The sequence below is a fragment of the Bdellovibrio sp. HCB-110 genome (assembly GCF_047323225.1).
Lineage (GTDB): Bacteria > Bdellovibrionota > Bdellovibrionia > Bdellovibrionales > Bdellovibrionaceae > Bdellovibrio.
In genome coordinates this window covers 2848229-2864952 of the sequence record NZ_CP178750.1, presented here as the reverse complement: position 1 = coordinate 2864952, position 16724 = coordinate 2848229, and the positions used below count along the sequence as shown (strand labels likewise).

Genomic DNA, 16724 nt, shown 5'->3' with positions numbered 1-16724 from the left:
TCATTATTGGATGAGAGATACAAGGACTGTACATATGAAGAACGCACTGAAGTGCATCGTTATTTCTTTACTATTTAGCTCCATGGCCGGGGCGCAAACACCTAAAAACGATCTAGATTCCTTTAAAAAGGCATTAGAGCAATTTCGTGCGGCGAAATACGACGAAGCTATTCCCGGATTTGAGGGAGTCTTAAAAGACAAAACGAATTTGGAAGAATACGCGCGCTTTTATTTGGCGCAGTCTTTCATGAAAACGAATAAATTAGATCAAGCCGAAACGGAGCTTAAAAAAATTCTGGATTTGTCTCCGAATGTGAAGATGACCATTGAAGCTTCCAGTCTTTTGGGACAAGTGGCTCTTGAGAAAAAGAATTTCAAATTGGCTAGTACCCACTTTGTAAAGTTGGAAAAAAGAACACGCAACACGGAAGACTATCCGGATGTGATCTACAATTTAGCAGTGGCTGAAAAAGGTTTGGGCCGTCACGGACAAATGTGTAAGTGGTTGGTAAAACTTTATGAAAAATATCCGGCTTATCCTAAGGTTCAAGACTGGAGTGTGGATCTTGCTACCAACGAATTTCAAGGCAAACCTTCTGATTGCCGTGTGACGACGGAAGATTTCCGCACGCGCGTTCGTTACTTGTTGTGGGCGGGGCTTGATCAAAAAGCTCAAGGCGAAATCAACGTGATGAAAGAAAAGCTGGCAAAGACAGACAAGTATTTGGCCGACAAACTTCAAGCTCAGTTCTATCTTCAAGAAGGGGAAGTGAACAAAGCCGTCGAAATCTTGAAGCCTTATTATGAGGCCAACAAAAGAAACTTCGACTATCTCCTTCTTTTCGCTTCTGCTTCTGCAAGAGCGGGTGAAGTTCAATTGGCTGTAGGTTCTTACTACTCTGCTTATAAGATGAGTCCGAAATCAAAAACGGGCCGCCAAGCTTTGTATCAATCCGCTTTCTTAAGTTATCAGTTTCAAGACTACGATGGAGCCGCTCGTCGTTTCCAAGAATTCATGAAGGCTTATCCAAAGTCAGGTTTGAATCGCGATGCTCAATGGCACTTGGCGTGGTTGAAGTATCTTAAAGGGGATTATCAAGGGGCGTACAAAGCTTTCTCAAGCTTGAATGCGCAAAAGCGCAGTAACAAGCGTGGCTGGAAATCTTTCCCGCAAGACAGAGTGAATTATTGGATGGCCATGAGCCTTTTCCGCCAAGGTAAAGTTGAACAAGCGAAGCCGATGATGGAAAGTCTTTCGCGTGATCCTTTAATGGGTTACTACGCTATTGCAGCACAAGCTCGTCTAAAAAAGATGGAAGAATTCAAAGCTCCAAAGATGATCTTGTCTTCTTTGCCAACGCAACCGCGTTCAATCTCTCGCTTCTCGGCAGGGGAGTTCTTGATGCCAACGGCGCAAGAAGAATATCGCGGTGACGAGAGCGAGTCTGAAGAAAATCTGGTTTTGACTCAGTACTCGGCAGATGATGAAAAAGGCGAAGACGAAGAAGCAGAAGCGGGCGTTGTTGATAATCCGGATCTAAAATCTGTTGAAGTCGCAGCGAATGAAGAAGTTGAAGAGGGTGGCGAGAAAGTAACGACCTTCTCAAATCCTTTGTTGATGAAACGTTTTGAACGCGCTCGCGATATGATGATCTTGGGCGAGTACGAGTGGGCTCGTTGGGATTTGTACGATATCGAAAGAAAAACCTCGAACCGAGAATACTTACGTACTTTGATGGGCGAGTACAATACAGCAGGTCACTTCAATCGTTCCTCTTACATCGCCCAAATCAACTTTGGCGGTCAAAGAGCGGCTCACGGTCTTGAAGGAATTCGCTATCTGTGGGAGTTCGCATATCCGCGCGCCTACTCAGAGCAAGTTGAAAAGTACACGAAGAAATTCGAAGTTCCTCAAGAACTTGTTTGGGGCATCATGAGAGCGGAAACGAATTATCGTCGTGACGCGATTTCTCCGGTGGGTGCTTTGGGGCTTATGCAAGTGATGCCATTTACAGGTCACAAAGTGGCGACATTGCTTGGCGATAAAGAGTTTAAAGCGCCCATGCTTCTTCAACCAGAGACATCTGTGAAAGTGGGATCTCGCTACTTGAAACGTTTGATGGATCGTTTTGAAAATACGATTCCACTGGTCGCTGCAGGATACAATGCGGGACCTCATCGCGTGAAGAACTGGCTCGTGAGTTTCGGAAATCTTGAAACAGATGAGTTCATCGAACACATTCCGTTTCTTGAAACGCGCAACTACGTCAAACGTGTGGTTTCGAATTCTTATATTTATTCACAATTGTACGGCAACAAAAAAGATCTTTTCCCTTATATGGCGGGAGCGGTGCCTGTGAAGGTGTCCAGTGAACTCGTAGGAAAAGAAAATTGGGATGACATTTGAGCGAGAACGTTTTCCGTTTCGTCTTTAAAAAAATATTTGAAATGTTAGCGTCGCTGGTGGTCCTTGCGGCGCTTACGTTTTTTTTGCTAAAGGCACTTCCTGGCGGCCCCTTCGACGAAGACACGGCCCTTAATCCCTTGGTTAAAGAAAAACTGATGCAACATTGGCAGGTCGAACAGTCGTGGTTGGTGCAGGCCAGTTCTTATATGAAGGCTCTTCTCAAAGGGGATTTGGGCGTCTCCATGACTCGTCCCGAACGCAGTGTGATTGAAATCATTTCTCAAGGTGTGTCTAATACCTTGGCCTTAAATGGTTTGGCTTTGATGTTTATTCTTTTGGGCTCTTTGGTCATCTCGATTTTGGCGGTTCGTTATCGCAATTCTTGGATTGAGAATGCGATCGACCAGGGTGTGATTGCGTTTCTTTCTCTGCCCAGTCTTTTTTGGGGACCTCTTTTGATTTATCTCTTCGGATTCTATTGGAACCTTTTGCCAGTGGCCTTTTTATCCAGTCCTCTTCACTATATTTTGCCTCTTTTGACTTTAAGTCTGCGTCCCTTGGCTTCGCTTGTACGCTTGTTGAAAAATTCTCTGAATGAAAACTTCACCCAAGATTATGTGCGCACGGCACGTGCTAAAGGAGTGGGGGCGTGGCAGATCCTTACGCATCACGTACTTAAAAATTCACTGATTCCCTTTTTAAGTTACGTCGGACCTTTGATCGTGTCTTTGCTTTCGGGGTCCTTCTTAGTTGAAGTTCTTTTTGCCGTTCCCGGGTTGGGGACGGAGTTTATTTCCGCACTTAATGACCGAGACTACACTCTGATTATGGGACTGACACTTTTTTACGGGACATTGCTGATTATCGTGAACTCGCTTATTGATGTCGCTTTGAAATTTGCCGACCCCAGATTGCGAGAAGAAGCGTGAAAAAGTCTATGGTGATTTTTGCTTCTGTCTTTCTTGTGCTCTTAGTTTTTATGACAATTTTTTATTCTGTTCTGGGGTTCTCAACCGGCTTAGAACAAAACGTCGAAAATATTCTGATAGGACCTGGAAAAGATCATTGGTTTGGCACGGACTCTTTAGGACGTGATGTGTTTTCACGAGTTCTGTTAGGTGCGCGAATTTCTTTGCTTGTAGGACTTCTGTGCTCAGTCTTATCTTTCATATTTGGATTTTCTTATGGCGCTTTGGCTGGGTGGTTTGAAGGAATCACGGATCGGGCGCTGATGCGATTTTGCGATATTCTCATGGCGATCCCCAGTTTTATTCTTGTTTCGATTCTTTGTCTTAGTATGCAATTGCTTCTTCCTATGGAAGATCTTTATCTTAAAGCCCTTGTCAGTTTGTGTCTGGGAATTTCAGCAACTCATTGGATGAGTTTAGCGCGAGTGACACGAGGAATGGTTTTAGAAATCAAACGCAAACCTTTCGTTGAGGCCGCCGTGGCTTTGGGGGGAACTAGCCGTCACATTATGCTCCGACATATTCTTCCCAATATGCTGGGAACTTTATTAATTCTCGTGGCGATGCAAATTCCCACCAACATTCTGTATGAAAGTTTTATGAGCTTCATCGGCCTGGGAATTCATCCTCCTTATACAAGTTGGGGAATTCTTGTGCGCGAGGGTTGGAAGACGCTTTCCAGTTTTCCTCACTTAATTCTGTTTCCATCTCTGGTGCTCTTCTTAACTGTGTGGAGCTTTCACATCCTTTTGGATTTCTTCAAAGAGAAGTTTAAAATCTAGGGCACCTTTCACGTTATTTTTTTAAAGTGAGTCATCGAATTGCTTCATCTGACGCAAAAGTTCTTCCACACGTTTCTGAGACTCACGGATGCGACACTGATGGGCTAAAATCTCTTCCGAGGTGCCTCCCAGCATGGCGGCTCCTTCAAAAGAACAGTTCAGATCGGTAAAAATGGTCCAAGCATTTTGGGCCTTACCTAAACGAAGACTTTCCTCGCTTTCCGAACCAAAACTCTCTTTGAGATATTGGCTCAGATCACTATAGACCGCAGTTAAGTGATCACTTTGCTTTTTTGCTTCCAATTCCAAGCACTGATAGTGATCAAACGTGCTGACGGCCTCTGCGGAACATTCGGATAAATCTTTTGCAGGTGCCGACAAACCCCATAGCAATATCGCAAATAAAAGAGTGCTCTTCATAAGTCATGGGCCCTTTCATTGAAAGCTTTTCTTCAATGTACTTATGAGGATTTTAAATTTCTAGATGTTATTATTTTGGACGTAAAAGCGGGATTTAAGTTTTTTCTAAGTGTCGACGCTTTAGTAGAAACACCGTAAAGGTGTTTCTACTTGAGAATTTTATATTTTTTGCGGAGGTTGCCATCCACCAAAAGTTGTTTCCAAAAACTCCGCACAAGATAAAGTCAGATGATCTTTCATATGGCGTGCCACGATTTGAATGCTCAACGGCAGTCCTTCCGCATTGAAACCCATCGGAGCAACAGTTGCTGGGTGTCCCGTTGTCGTGAAGAAGCCCGCATAAATAAAATCAAACGGCGACCACAGCGGTGCGCGGTGTTTCGGAGCTACGCGCGGGTGAGGAGGGATTAATAAAATGCCGTCTTCTCCCAGTTTCTCATCCAATGTTAGTTTCATCTTCAGAAGCTCTGCCAGATCTTCGGTGAAATCTTTTTTTCGCGTATCAAAAATTTCTCCTAAAGAAACCATCAGATTCGGGAAAGTGTAATCTCCGCGGCCTAAGGCGACTTTCAGAATTTCTTTTCCAATCGAAAGATGTTCGTTGGGCCCCATCAATGTCTCATAAAGATTTTTACTCTTAGTTGAGCGAAGAGCTGCAAACCATAGCTCCGTTCCGCGCACAAAGAAACGAGGATCTAATTCTTCAACGTGAGCGCCCAGTTCTTCAAAAAGTTTTCCGCAATTGCGCACGACCTGAGCCATCTCATCATCCGTGCTACGGGCACGATGAAACACGGGAGACGGGCAGATTAAAACTTTGCGGCCCGCCCATTCTTGCGTGCGTTCTCCAAGGACGGGTTTTTTCATAGTTTCTTGATCGTGGTCATCGGCGCCCATCATGATTTGAAGCATGTCATAAAGATCGCTAGCCTTACGACTCATCGGTCCCATGGAAGTGTATGGATATTTAAGGCCCGTGAGATTTTTGAACTCTTCCAAAGCATAAGGGAAGTGCCCTGTGAGCGGAACAAGATGACGTGAAGGCTTATGACCGAAAACTCCACAGAAAGCCGCAGGCATGCGAATGCTGCCACCGATATCACTGCCAAGTCCTAGCGGAGTTGCACCAGCGCCCAGCAAGGCCCCTTCGCCACCGCTGCTTCCGCCGCAGGTGCGACCTAAATCGTAAGGATTGTTGGTGCGACCATAAACGGGGTTGAAAGACTCAAACCAAAAACCCAGTTCAGGAACATTTGTTGTTCCCAGCGGAATGCCACCCGCTTTTTTCATGCGGGCGACGATAGTTGAATCCCAGTTCATCACATCGTTTTTGTGATGAATGCTTCCGCCCGTGCGTTTCATGCCTTCATAAGAAAACATTTCTTTGACGGTGAATGGAACCCCGAAGAGGGGAGGTAGAGAAGAACTATCTTTGGCCAGAAGTTCCGTTTGTTCGTGTGCCAATTTTCTGGCACGAACAAAATCGTCTTCCACCATGGCATTTAAAGTGGGATTTACTTGCTCGATACGTTCAATGTGAACTTCAAGAACTTCACTAGGGGAAACTTCTTTTTTAGCAACTCGAGAAGCAATTTCAGAGGCAGAGATCTTTAGTAGCTCATTCATAAAACTAAAAAGGGAGCTTGAAGCTCCCTTTCTCCTTTACACGTTGAATCTGAAGAAGAGAATGTCTCCATCTTTAACGATGTACTCTTTACCTTCCAGGCGGTATTTACCGGCTTCCTTCACGGCTTGTTCAGATTTGAAAGAGAACAAGTCTTCGCAGTGATAAGTTTCAGCACGGATGAAACCTTTTTCGAAATCCGTATGGATCACACCCGCTGCTTGCGGAGCTTTTGTTCCCGCACGGATAGTCCAAGCACGAACTTCTTTTTCACCTGCAGTGAAGTAAGTTTGCAGACCCAAAAGTTTGTAAGCTTCGCGGATCAAACGGTTTAAGCCTGGCTCTTCCGCGTTCATTGCTTCAAGGAATTCTTTACGCTCTTCAGGAGGAAGAAGAGAAATCTCTGCTTCCATCGCAGAACAGATCAAGATTGTGTTGTTGTTTTCTTCCGCCGCACGTTTTTCAACAGCTTTTGTCCAGTCGTTGCCACCTGCCGCGAAATCAGTGTCAGATACGTTCATCGCGTAAAGCACGGGCTTCGCAGTTAAAAGATGCATGTCGCGCAAGAAAGGCATTTCAAGATCATCCAAAGCCACAGAGCGGGCTGGAAGACCTTTTCCTAAAGCGTCTTTTACTTTCTTAGTAACTTCCGCTTCCATCTTCAATTTTTTATCTGTCGTGTTCTTCGCCATCTTTTCGATGCGCGCATACTTTTTATCAACAGAATCAAGATCCGCCAGTAGCAACTCAGTATTGATCACTTCGATATCACGAATAGGATCTACAGACCCAGAAACGTGCACGATATTTGGATCGTCAAAACAACGAACTACGTGAACAATCGCATCCGTCTGACGAATATGAGAAAGGAATTGGTTCCCCAAACCTTCACCTTGAGAAGCACCCTTAACGATACCCGCGATATCCACGAACTCCATCGTAGTTGGAATCACTTTTTGAGGCTTAATGAAATTAGTGATCTTGTCCATACGAGGATCTGGAACAGTCACAACACCCACGTTAGGATCAATCGTACAGAATGGATAGTTCGCCGCTTCAGCCTTAGCAGACGTAAGAGCGTTAAAAAGCGTACTTTTACCAACGTTTGGTAAACCGACGATACCAACTTGAAGAGCCATGAGAACCCCTTAGAAAATAATCAAAAATGAACTTCGTGACTGTAGCTTAAGTATTGAATTTTGTCGAAGCTTTTTGAATTCCATCAAGGATAATGCTCTCGACAGCATCAAGGCTTCTATTGAGGAAATCAGGCATTTTCTCAAATTCTTCTTTCGAGAATTTACCCAGCACATGATCAGCCACAGGTATATTCGGATTGACGGGACGACCCACACCAAGGCGCAGGCGGATATAGTCAGCAGAACCCATTAAACCCGAGATACTCTTGATTCCGTTGTGCCCACCGTGACCGCGATTTTTTTGGATTTTCATCTGGCCAAAAGGTTGATCAATTTCATCGTGCATAACGATCAAGTGATCCATCGGGATTTTATAAAATCCCATCAAAGGCTGTACAGATTCACCAGACAAATTCATGTACGTTTGAGGTTTGCAAAAGATCAATTGATGATCTTTCCATTTCACTTGGGCGACTTCCGCTTTGAATTTATTTTGAACTGGTGGATTGCCAAGGCCTTGAAGGAAATAATCCACGGCCATAAAGCCGATGTTATGGCGAGTAAGTTTATATTCTCCACCAGGATTTCCAAGACCAACGATCAACCACATAAACGAAACCTCTTAAATAACAAAGGCAGCTCGGGTGAGCTGCCTTTGAGATATTTTATTATCTTCTCGATGCGAACTATTTTTTCGCAGGAGCTTTTGCAGCAGCTGGAGCAGCAGCAGCAGGAGCCGCAGCGGCAGCAGGTGTAGCAGCTGGAGTTGCAGCAACTTCTTCTTCTTGAGCGTTAACAACGGCAAGAGTTTGTTCTGCGCCAGTGATAACTTTCAAAGAACCAGTTACTTTTACGTCAGAAACGTGAAGAGCGTCACCAACTGCCAAGTTAGAGATATCAGCAGTCAAGAACTCAGGGATTTCTGTTGGCAAGCACTCAACTTCGATAGAACGAAGAACAACGTTCAACAAACCGCCCTCAGAAAGGCCGATTGGTTTACCTTCAAGACGAACTTCAACGTTAACGCGAACTGCTTTCTTAAGATCCAAAGCGAAGAAGTCAACGTGTTGAGGACGACGAGAAAGTGGGTGAACGTCTACTGACTTAACAAGAACAACGATACCGTTGGCTTTTTTGTCGTTAGATTTCAAAGTGAAAAGAGCATTCTCGTAAGCACGAGTGTTGTACTTAACGATTTCTTTTTCACCAACTGATACGTTGATTGGTTCAACTGCACCGTAGATTACTGCAGGAACGTTGCGAGAGTTGCGAAGAGCGCGGCTGTTGTGTTTACCGATTTCGCGAGCTTCAACTGTTAGGTCGATTCTGTTTTTCATGTTTTTTCCTTCTAGTCCAATAGAGGGTGTTAATATTATCTCCCTTTCGGGGAGCGTTTCGTTTTAGTCAAATAAGCTACTGACGGAATCATTTCCGTGGATTCTTTTAATCGCCTCCGCCAAAACGGGAGCGACTGAAACCACTTCGATTTTCCCACAGTTTTTCGCCGCTTCACTGAGCGGGATCGTGTCGGTAACCCATACTTTTTCGATAGGGCTTTCTTTCAGACGACTGATCGCAGGACCTGAAAAAACAGGGTGCGTTGCAACGGCGAACACCCTTTTTGCCCCATTCTTCAAGAGGCTGTCAACTGCTTGTGTAAGAGTTCCCGCCGTATCAATCATATCGTCTACGATAACAGCCGTTTTCCCCGTCACATCTCCAATAAGATGCAGGGCTTTAGCCTCATTAGGGCCTGAGCGGCGTTTATCGATGATCGCCATGGAAGATTCAATGCGTTTGGCAAAGGCGCGGGTTCTTTCAACCCCACCAGCATCTGGACTCACCGCAACAAATTCAGAGCCCTGACCATAAGCTTCACGCCAAGCGCGAGCCAAAGTCGGAATCGCAAATAAGTGGTCCACGGGAACGTTAAAGAAACCTTGGATTTGGGCGGCATGCAGATCCACAGACACCACACGAGTGGCTCCGGCTGTGGTTAGCAAGTCGGCCATTAATTTTGCTGAGATCGGCGCGCGAGGAGCGACTTTGCGGTCCTGACGAGCATACCCGTAATACGGGATCACAGCAGTGATGGAAGCAGCGGAAGCTCGTCTTAAAGCATCGAGCATCACAAAAAGTTCCATATAGTTTTGATTCACGGGAGGACATGTACTTTGAACAACAAACACATGTTGTCCACGAACGCTCTCATGAATTTCGACTTGGATTTCCCCATCGGCAAAGCTACTCACTTCGCAGTAACCAAGCTCAACACCTGCGGCTTCGGCTACCTTCTTTGCCAGGGTCGGATTGGCATTGGCAGTAAAGATTTTTAGGCCCTTCATCACTCGTAGTCTCCTGAGGTAAAAAGCACGTTTGAAAGAACCTAGCAATCGACGGATATTTTGTCTATCCCTTCAAAGAAAAAAGCCGCATTTTCCACTCTGCGGCTTTGCATATTTTTCATGGGGATTTCGGCTAGTTAGAGGCTATTGAGCTTCTCGAGGAAGGCTTTCAAAGCCTGGGAGCGGTGCGAGTGCAGATTTTTGTGGCCAGGGCCCAACTCGGCAAGGGATTGGGTTTGTCCTTCCGGAATAAACACAGGGTCATAGCCAAAGCCAAGAAGACCTGCCGGTTTTGTCGAAATCGTGCCCTTCATTTCGCCCGAGAACACCCACTCTTCGCCCGTCGGAGTATAAACCACTGTCGAGCAAACGAATTTTGCATTGCGATTGGGCATTGGTTTTAAAGCCATCATCTTTAAAAGTTTTGCGACATTTTCACTGTCAGAAGCCTTGGGGCCTGCGTAACGAGCAGAGTGAACTCCTGGAAGACCATTCAAACCTTCAACAACAAGGCCCGCGTCTTCACCTAAAACCCACACATTGTTTTTCACAGCACGCAAAGTTTTTGCTTTGATGCGAGCGTTGTCTTCAAAAGTTTTTCCATCTTCTGGGCGGGGAGTGAAAGAGGGAATATCGCCTTGAGAGAAAATCTTCAAATCTGGAAGTTCACGCAAAAGAAGTTTGTATTCAGCTAGTTTCCCTTTGTTTCCTGTCGCAATCCAAAGTTCCATTTTTATTTCCCGGCAATTTTATAGTTTTCACCAACGATAGAAGCTTGATGAATGAAAAGTTCACGACAACCTTTTTCCGCAACGTCCATCATTTTGAAAAGCTGATCGCGAGTGAAAGGAACGTGTTCAGCTGTTCCTTGAACTTCAACGAAATGACCTTTATCCGTCATAACGAAATTCATGTCCGTACCAATCGCAGAGTCTTCATCGTAATTAAGATCCAACAAGATATTATCGTTATGCAGACCCACGCTGATCGCAGAAACATAATTTACCAGAGGAAAAGCTTTGATCTCGCTCAAATCCAAAAGTTTTTTAGAAGCCAAAGCCAAGGCAACAAAACCACCCGTCACGGAAGCCGTGCGTGTTCCGCCATCGGCATTTAAAACGTCACAGTCGACGATGATTTGTCTTTCGCCCAAGTGTTTTAAATCAACAGCGGCACGCAAAGATCGACCAATCAATCTTGAGATTTCTTGAGTGCGACCGCCAGTCATGGATTTTTCACGCTTAATACGAGTGTGTGTTGAGCGCGGAAGCATTCCGTACTCTGCTGTCACCCAGCCAGAACCCGTTCCCATCAACCATTGTGGAGCTTTGGGTTCGTAAGTCGCCGTGCAAAGAACTTTGGTTTTTCCAAATTCAACGATGCAAGAGCCTTCCGCATATTCGGAAACATGGGGAGTGATTTTAATTTGTCTGAGTTGATCGAACAGACGGCCGTCAGCACGCATGGAAAGCTCCTTGGTAAATCTGGAGCTAATTTAGTGTTTTTGCCGTGTGATTGTCTATCTTTTCTTTGTAGGAGAGGAGGGCGCTGTAGATTTTTTGAGCAAGATCATTCTGATAGTCTGTCGTGAGAAGCTTTTTAGCCTCGCGCGGGTTTGTGAGGAATCCTATTTCAATCAAAACCGAGGGCATGCTGGTTTTTGAGATCACATAAAAAGGTGCTTGTTTGATTGTGGCCTGCGATGCGTTTTCGTCGTTGTTCCAGACATGAGTTAAAGTCTGTGTCAGACGAAGGCTGCTGACCATGCGATTTTGACGATGCAAGTCTTCGAGAATCGCAGCGATATCGCCTTTCTTAGAAAGCTCATCACCGCCAGAAATATCGTGGATTTCTTTGTTGTTTAAAATCATCTGATTTTCTTGGCTGGCTAAGAACAAACTTTCTTCATCCGGAGGCAGATTGTTTTGAAAAAAGAACTCTACACCCTTTGCACGCTGATCAGAAGCCGCATTGGCATGAAGACTTACAAACAAATCCGCTTTCGCGGTTTCCGCCATTTTCACGCGAGCGGGCAGACTGATGTTGCGATCTTGGGCCCGCGTAAGAGTGACTTGAAATTGCGTGTCTTTTTCTAAAAGCTTTTTCAAACGCTGCGCTACTTTTAAAACAAGATCTGCTTCTTTCGCGGCTCCATGCACAGCACCCGTATCAACTCCGCCATGCCCAGGGTCGAGCATGATATGCAGAGCCGATGCTTGAGTGGACCAAATCAAGGCCCCGGTCGCAACGATCTGTTTTAAATTGAAAAGATTCATTTTTTTAGAATAGAAACTGCGGCAAACCTTGTCGAGTCTAGAGGTCAATTGACACGGGGGCTTGAGATTAAGGTCTAGTTAATGCATTCATAAACGACACGAACCCAAACTCCATTACAAGGACTCGCCATGGACCAAGAGATGCCACCGTTGGCTCCAACTGCAGTGCCTCCAGTATAAGGCAGTTCATTAGGCCCTAAGGCGACCCAATCAGAATCAGATCCGCAAGCGATCGCTTTTGAAATATATCCGGTGCAGCCTGTTGAGGGATAACCGTTGTCACAACTCCCGGCTCCCCAGTTGATCAGATTTTGCCCATTCACTTGGGTGCTATAGGCAGCGTTATCATAAGAACAAATTGTTCTGCGTGTCGTTGAGTTGACGGGACGCCAAGATGTACCGTCACAGAACTCCATTTTTTTTGTCGTGCTATTATAGCGAGTAGCCCCTTCTAAAGTTGCTCCACATGCCGCTCCGGTATTACCGATACGAACTTCGCCATTGGCGTCCAAGGTCGCAGCAGGAGTCGTGGTGCCAATACCAACATTGCTTCCACTGACCGCAATCGGGCTATTACCCAGTGTTGAAGACCCTGTCCACGCTGGAATATAGTTTGTAGTACCACTTCCTCCGGAAGCAACTGTTGCAGCAGAAATCAGTGAGCCACTAAAAGTCGTAGCCCATCCCACATCAGAATAAATTGTCGTTGCAACACTTGCATAAATATAAGCTTCAAAATAGTCCGTTGTTCCATTGGCATCTAGAACAGCCGAGATAGACGCGGAAGGGGAGGTTCCATCAGCAGCGGAATAAGTAACCAAGACTCCGTTTTTATAAATGCCAATCGCTACGGTACTACTGGCAGCTGAAATCCGACCCGCCGCCGTCAGTAAATACCGTCCTGCTGCCGTTGGAGTAAAACGGCCAGAAGCAAAATTGTTGTTAGTATCAAAAGACTCAGCGTTAAATAATATCTTTTGCCAGCCCGAAGCTAACGATTGGGCATCCGACTTATGGGCGTAGAAAGCTGGAATTTGTGTTGAGCCATCACCAAGAACACTTGTCCAAGCCGAGCCCGTATAGATATTCAAATAATTTTGATCGGTATTATAAATCGTTAATCCCGTCGCAGGAGAAGAGATTGCGTCCCTTTGTGCTGTCGCCATTCTTGGTGGCAAGAAACCTTTAGATGTTGAACTGACGTCAAGTAAGGCGGAAGCTGCCGGGCTTGCCGTTCCTACCCCGACATTGCCCCCGCTATAATAAACTTTTCCAGCTCCTCCATCTTGCCAAAAGGTCGCACTGGCGGGCAGTCGCGCATTGGCGATGATTCCGGTGGTGATTGTTGTCGCATCTAGATTGTTGATCGCTTGGCAGGTGAAGGCATCGGTGATGACATTCCACTGAATTTTTTCGTTGCTTGCGCAAGCGGCGACTAGCTGTTGAGCGCCCGCAGCTGTTCTTAGATCACCGAAGTTGAGAAATGCGGGGGAAAGGTTAATCCCATCCCAGCGATAAACTTTTCCGGCATCCCCAGCGACGAGTGTCGCGGCCGCCACGTTGTTACCGCGAATTTTTGCGACAGCGGGATTGGGGTAAGAGGCGGAGAGGTCGCCTCCGGCTGAGCCGCCAGGGGCGACGCCAGAAATAGTAACATTGGCCGCCACAGTCAGACGGCCTTGAGCATCGACGGTGAATGTCGGCACCTGGGTTGCGGACCCATAAGCGCCCGGAGTCACAGAAGTGTTAGCAATATTCACGGTTACGTTACCTGAGGTTCCGCCGCCGCTTAGTCCCGTGCCAGCAGTGACTCCCGTAAGCGTGGCTGTGCTTGTTCCTGATTCAGTAGCCACACGAACCCAAGTGGCTCCATCATCGCGATAGATTTCTTTGGTGTCGGTTGCAAAATAAATTCTACCTGCAATTCCGGCCGCTGGCTTCGAAGAATTTAAACCTGACTGCATTGAAACAATATCTGTCGCGGAATTAGTTCCGGTATTGATAACAAGTTTGTCGGTGATCCCGTAACCAGAAAGTGTTGTTGGCTTACCGCCTGTAATTTGTGACCAGTTAAGGCCAATTGTCGAACAAGTCCAGGCCCCTGTCGGCGAAACAAAAGTGAGAGTTTGATTGATGGCGCAAGTGGCAGGCATTTGCGATGATTTCAACAACGAACCAGCATCAGATAAATCCGCTGAAGACAGTGTTGTATTCACCCAATCTGTGCCATCGTATTTTAGAAAGTTTCCTGAAGCCGGTGACGAGATCACAAGACTTTTTCCGGCGATCTTGCTTACGGTAGGATTCGGATAAGATCCAGAAAGATCTCCTCCCGCAGTTCCGCCAGGAGCGACACCTGAGATTGTCACAGATGAAGCAGCAGTCAGGCGTCCTTGAGCATCCACTGTAAATGTAGGAACTTGTGTTGCAGAACCATAACTGCCAGCACTCACTGAAGTGTTTGATAGGCTCACTGTTTTTGAAGTCGTTCCAGTGACTGAAATTCCAGTACCCGCAAGAACATCAGAAATAACCCCGGAACCTCCGGCATCAACCACGCAAGTAAACGTACTTCCATTCCAAGTAATAACTTGTCCTGCAGAACAAGCCGTACCTGGCGCAGATGTCTTTAATAGAAGATCATTCAATGTTTTGTCTGCAATTTTCTGCGCACTATAGGCCGTGTAAGAAAATGGAACTGAGCGAATCACATTCGCCGGAGAAATAACTTTCCACCCGACACCATCGTGAAATTGAACTTTAAGCTGTCTTTCAGCGGAATTGGCAGCTACCCACGAACCACTTCCAGCACAGTTGTGAGTCACACCGTTAATAAAAATGTCAGAGAGAGAAAAAACCGGGCCCGTTGGGAATATACGAGTACCCAAACCAATGGGCACATCAAAAACACCATTTGAATTTTGCATATTCACGGCATCTTTTTGTTCACGATATAGTACACAGTTCCCATCGGCCGACGTAATTTCAAAAAGAAAACTGACATTGTTATATTCAAGGGGTGAATTGTCGGATTTAAGAATACGCCCCTGATAACTCAAACTTTGAGGCGAGGCTTCTCCCTGAATGGCGTGGAATAAAGCAAGCAAGGGCACTATGATTACAAGTACGTTCCTGAGTGTGTCCATACCTCCTTATCGGCTGAAAAATGTGGCAATGTGAGCTTCGCCTAGGTTTTTAGAATACTTTGCGTTTCAATTTGTAGCACATTGATACACCGATTTCAGTTTAGGACTAAAATCGAGTTTCCACGATATTAAATTTCTAATGAGGCGCGGAGCCCAAAATGTTTCAAAGAGAGGCCCACAATTGGCAGATTCCGTCTAAAAGGTCGACAGGGCAGATGTGATCTTCTCTAGTTTTAATCGTTTTGACGAAGATGTAGTCATGGCACCACCGTTGCTTTAGTACAAGTCAACCCCCCATGGCGGCCAGGACCCTCCCCCCCCAATCCTGGTCGCTTTTTTTTTGCCTAAAACTCCTATAATCTAATTGCTGTTCAAGACAACATCTTAAGGAGACGCTCATGCAGTTAAAGCCTCTTGGTATTCTTCTCTTGGCAGCATTGATGACCCAAGGAATGCCGTCGCGAGTTTTCGCGCAAACAGATACACAGATTGAAGCTGAGGAAGCGACAGCCGACGCTGAAGCAGCTAAGGCCGAAGCGAGCGAAGCAAAGCGACGCAACGAAGAAGATCGCAAACGTCGCGATAAGGCGCGTGCAGAAGCTCAATCGGCAATCAACAAAGCTCGTTCTTTAGAAAACGATGCAAAAAAAGAACAAGCAGAATCTGAAAGAGACTCGGCGAAGTTAAAAGCCGAAGCGGCGGATCATGAAAGACAACAAAAAGCAGCAGAGAAAGAGCAAGCGGCAGCGCAAGCTCGTATCAAAGCGGCTCAAGAAAAAACTCAAAAAGCCACTCAAGTGCGCGATGAAGCTTTAGCAAAACGAAAGCAAGCGGAAGAAAAAGCCGAAGAACTGCGTGATCAAGCCAAAGAGCAAGAAAAACAAGCCGCAGCAGCGACAGAGTCCGGCATGCAAGCAACGAAAGAAGCGGAAGTAGCGAAAGCGGAAACCGCAAAGGCAGAGCAAAACCTTTCTAAGGCGAAACTCTTGACTCAAAAAGCTGTGGCAGAATCCAAAGCCCGCGAGGCCAAAGGAAAACAGGAAATTGCTCGTGCGGAAGCTGATAAAGCCAAAGCAGAAGCAGAAATGGCGCGCCTCAAAGTTCAGGAAGAACAAAGTAAAGCGTTGATGGAAAAAATTGACGGTGAGCTTAAAGCGGCGCAAGCAGCCTCTAAAGAAGCTGTTCAACAAGCCGAAGTTGAGCGCAAAAAAGTAGGAGAGCTGAAAGCTCAAGAAGAAAAAGCAAAGCAAGCTGCTGCGAAAGTTCGTCAAGAACTTGAGGGCAATCGCAATAATCTGAAGAAAGAACAAGCCACAGCAAATTTAGAAATCGCGCGTTCCAAAAAGATCATTGCTGAAAGCGAAGCGGAAACTTCTCGTGCGGAGTCAGAATTAAAACGTCTTCGTGACGAAGCTGAAAAAGCTCAAAATGAACGCGAAAAGCTAGAGCAATTGGCTGAAACAGCGAAAAACAAAGCTGAAGAAGCAAAGATTAAAATGGAAACAGGCAAAGCCGAAGCCGAAGCTGAAAAAATGAAACTGGAAGCTTCTAAGATCCGTGCCGAAAACGGCCTTACGACGAAGCCGAAAAAGAAAACAAAATAATCTTAAGATTTAT

14 protein-coding genes are annotated in these 16724 nt (G+C 45.8%); 4 read left to right on the top strand and 10 right to left on the bottom strand.

Features of this window, described 5'->3' with window-relative positions:
* The first annotated feature begins 34 nt into the window (after positions 1 to 34).
* The 3 genes from ACL934_RS13595 to ACL934_RS13585 are packed head-to-tail and all read left to right on the top strand — an operon-like array spanning position 35 to position 4157.
* Complete coding sequence (locus tag ACL934_RS13595) at positions 35 to 2407, top strand: transglycosylase SLT domain-containing protein (RefSeq protein ID WP_413612446.1); 2373 nt, start codon at positions 35 to 37, stop codon at positions 2405 to 2407.
* Positions 2404 to 3336 (top strand): ABC transporter permease, encoded by a 933-nt coding sequence (locus ACL934_RS13590; protein WP_374074266.1) that lies wholly within the window; start codon positions 2404 to 2406, stop codon positions 3334 to 3336. The genes ACL934_RS13595 and ACL934_RS13590 overlap by 4 nt, the downstream gene beginning before the upstream one ends.
* The gene (locus tag ACL934_RS13585) at positions 3333 to 4157 is read left to right on the top strand and encodes an ABC transporter permease (RefSeq protein WP_374074264.1); all 825 of its coding nucleotides are present in this window, start codon (positions 3333 to 3335) and stop codon (positions 4155 to 4157) included. The genes ACL934_RS13590 and ACL934_RS13585 overlap by 4 nt, the downstream gene beginning before the upstream one ends.
* A 21-nt stretch (positions 4158 to 4178) precedes the next feature.
* On the opposite strand, the gene ACL934_RS13580 is transcribed toward ACL934_RS13585, so the two are convergent.
* From ACL934_RS13580 to ACL934_RS13535, 10 genes are all read right to left on the bottom strand, one after another.
* Positions 4179 to 4577: a lysozyme inhibitor LprI family protein gene (locus ACL934_RS13580; RefSeq protein ID WP_374074262.1), complete on the bottom strand. Its 399-nt coding sequence runs from the start codon at positions 4575 to 4577 to the stop codon at positions 4179 to 4181.
* A gap of 159 nt (positions 4578 to 4736) precedes the next feature.
* Positions 4737 to 6203: an amidase gene (locus ACL934_RS13575; RefSeq protein WP_413612445.1), complete on the bottom strand. Its 1467-nt coding sequence runs from the start codon at positions 6201 to 6203 to the stop codon at positions 4737 to 4739.
* A gap of 36 nt (positions 6204 to 6239) precedes the next feature.
* A complete protein-coding gene (ychF, locus tag ACL934_RS13570) occupies positions 6240 to 7340 on the bottom strand; it encodes a redox-regulated ATPase YchF (RefSeq protein WP_374074258.1) in 1101 nt (366 codons plus the stop codon).
* A gap of 46 nt (positions 7341 to 7386) precedes the next feature.
* Positions 7387 to 7950: an aminoacyl-tRNA hydrolase gene (gene pth / locus ACL934_RS13565; protein ID WP_374074256.1), complete on the bottom strand. Its 564-nt coding sequence runs from the start codon at positions 7948 to 7950 to the stop codon at positions 7387 to 7389.
* Between the two features lie 76 nt (positions 7951 to 8026).
* On the bottom strand, positions 8027 to 8677 hold the full coding sequence (locus ACL934_RS13560) for a 50S ribosomal protein L25 (protein ID WP_374074254.1): 651 nt from the start codon (positions 8675 to 8677) through the stop codon (positions 8027 to 8029).
* Positions 8678 to 8740: 63 nt separating this feature from the next.
* Complete coding sequence (locus ACL934_RS13555) at positions 8741 to 9685, bottom strand: ribose-phosphate diphosphokinase (protein WP_374080476.1); 945 nt, start codon at positions 9683 to 9685, stop codon at positions 8741 to 8743.
* A gap of 137 nt (positions 9686 to 9822) precedes the next feature.
* Entirely contained in the window at positions 9823 to 10416 is a 594-nt protein-coding gene (gene rdgB / locus ACL934_RS13550) for an RdgB/HAM1 family non-canonical purine NTP pyrophosphatase (RefSeq protein WP_374074252.1), read from the bottom strand.
* Positions 10417 to 10418: 2 nt separating this feature from the next.
* On the bottom strand, positions 10419 to 11150 hold the full coding sequence (rph, locus tag ACL934_RS13545) for a ribonuclease PH (RefSeq protein WP_413612444.1): 732 nt from the start codon (positions 11148 to 11150) through the stop codon (positions 10419 to 10421).
* A 25-nt stretch (positions 11151 to 11175) separates the two neighbouring features.
* Positions 11176 to 11961, bottom strand: a complete 786-nt coding sequence (locus ACL934_RS13540) for an N-acetylmuramoyl-L-alanine amidase family protein (protein ID WP_413612443.1) — start codon at positions 11959 to 11961, stop codon at positions 11176 to 11178.
* Positions 11962 to 12035: 74 nt separating this feature from the next.
* On the bottom strand, positions 12036 to 15107 hold the full coding sequence (locus ACL934_RS13535) for a beta strand repeat-containing protein (RefSeq protein ID WP_413612442.1): 3072 nt from the start codon (positions 15105 to 15107) through the stop codon (positions 12036 to 12038).
* Positions 15108 to 15505: 398 nt separating this feature from the next.
* On the opposite strand from ACL934_RS13535, the gene ACL934_RS13530 reads away from it, so the two are divergent.
* Positions 15506 to 16711 (top strand): hypothetical protein, encoded by a 1206-nt coding sequence (locus ACL934_RS13530; protein WP_374074246.1) that lies wholly within the window; start codon positions 15506 to 15508, stop codon positions 16709 to 16711.
* The last annotated feature ends 13 nt before the right edge of the window (positions 16712 to 16724 follow it).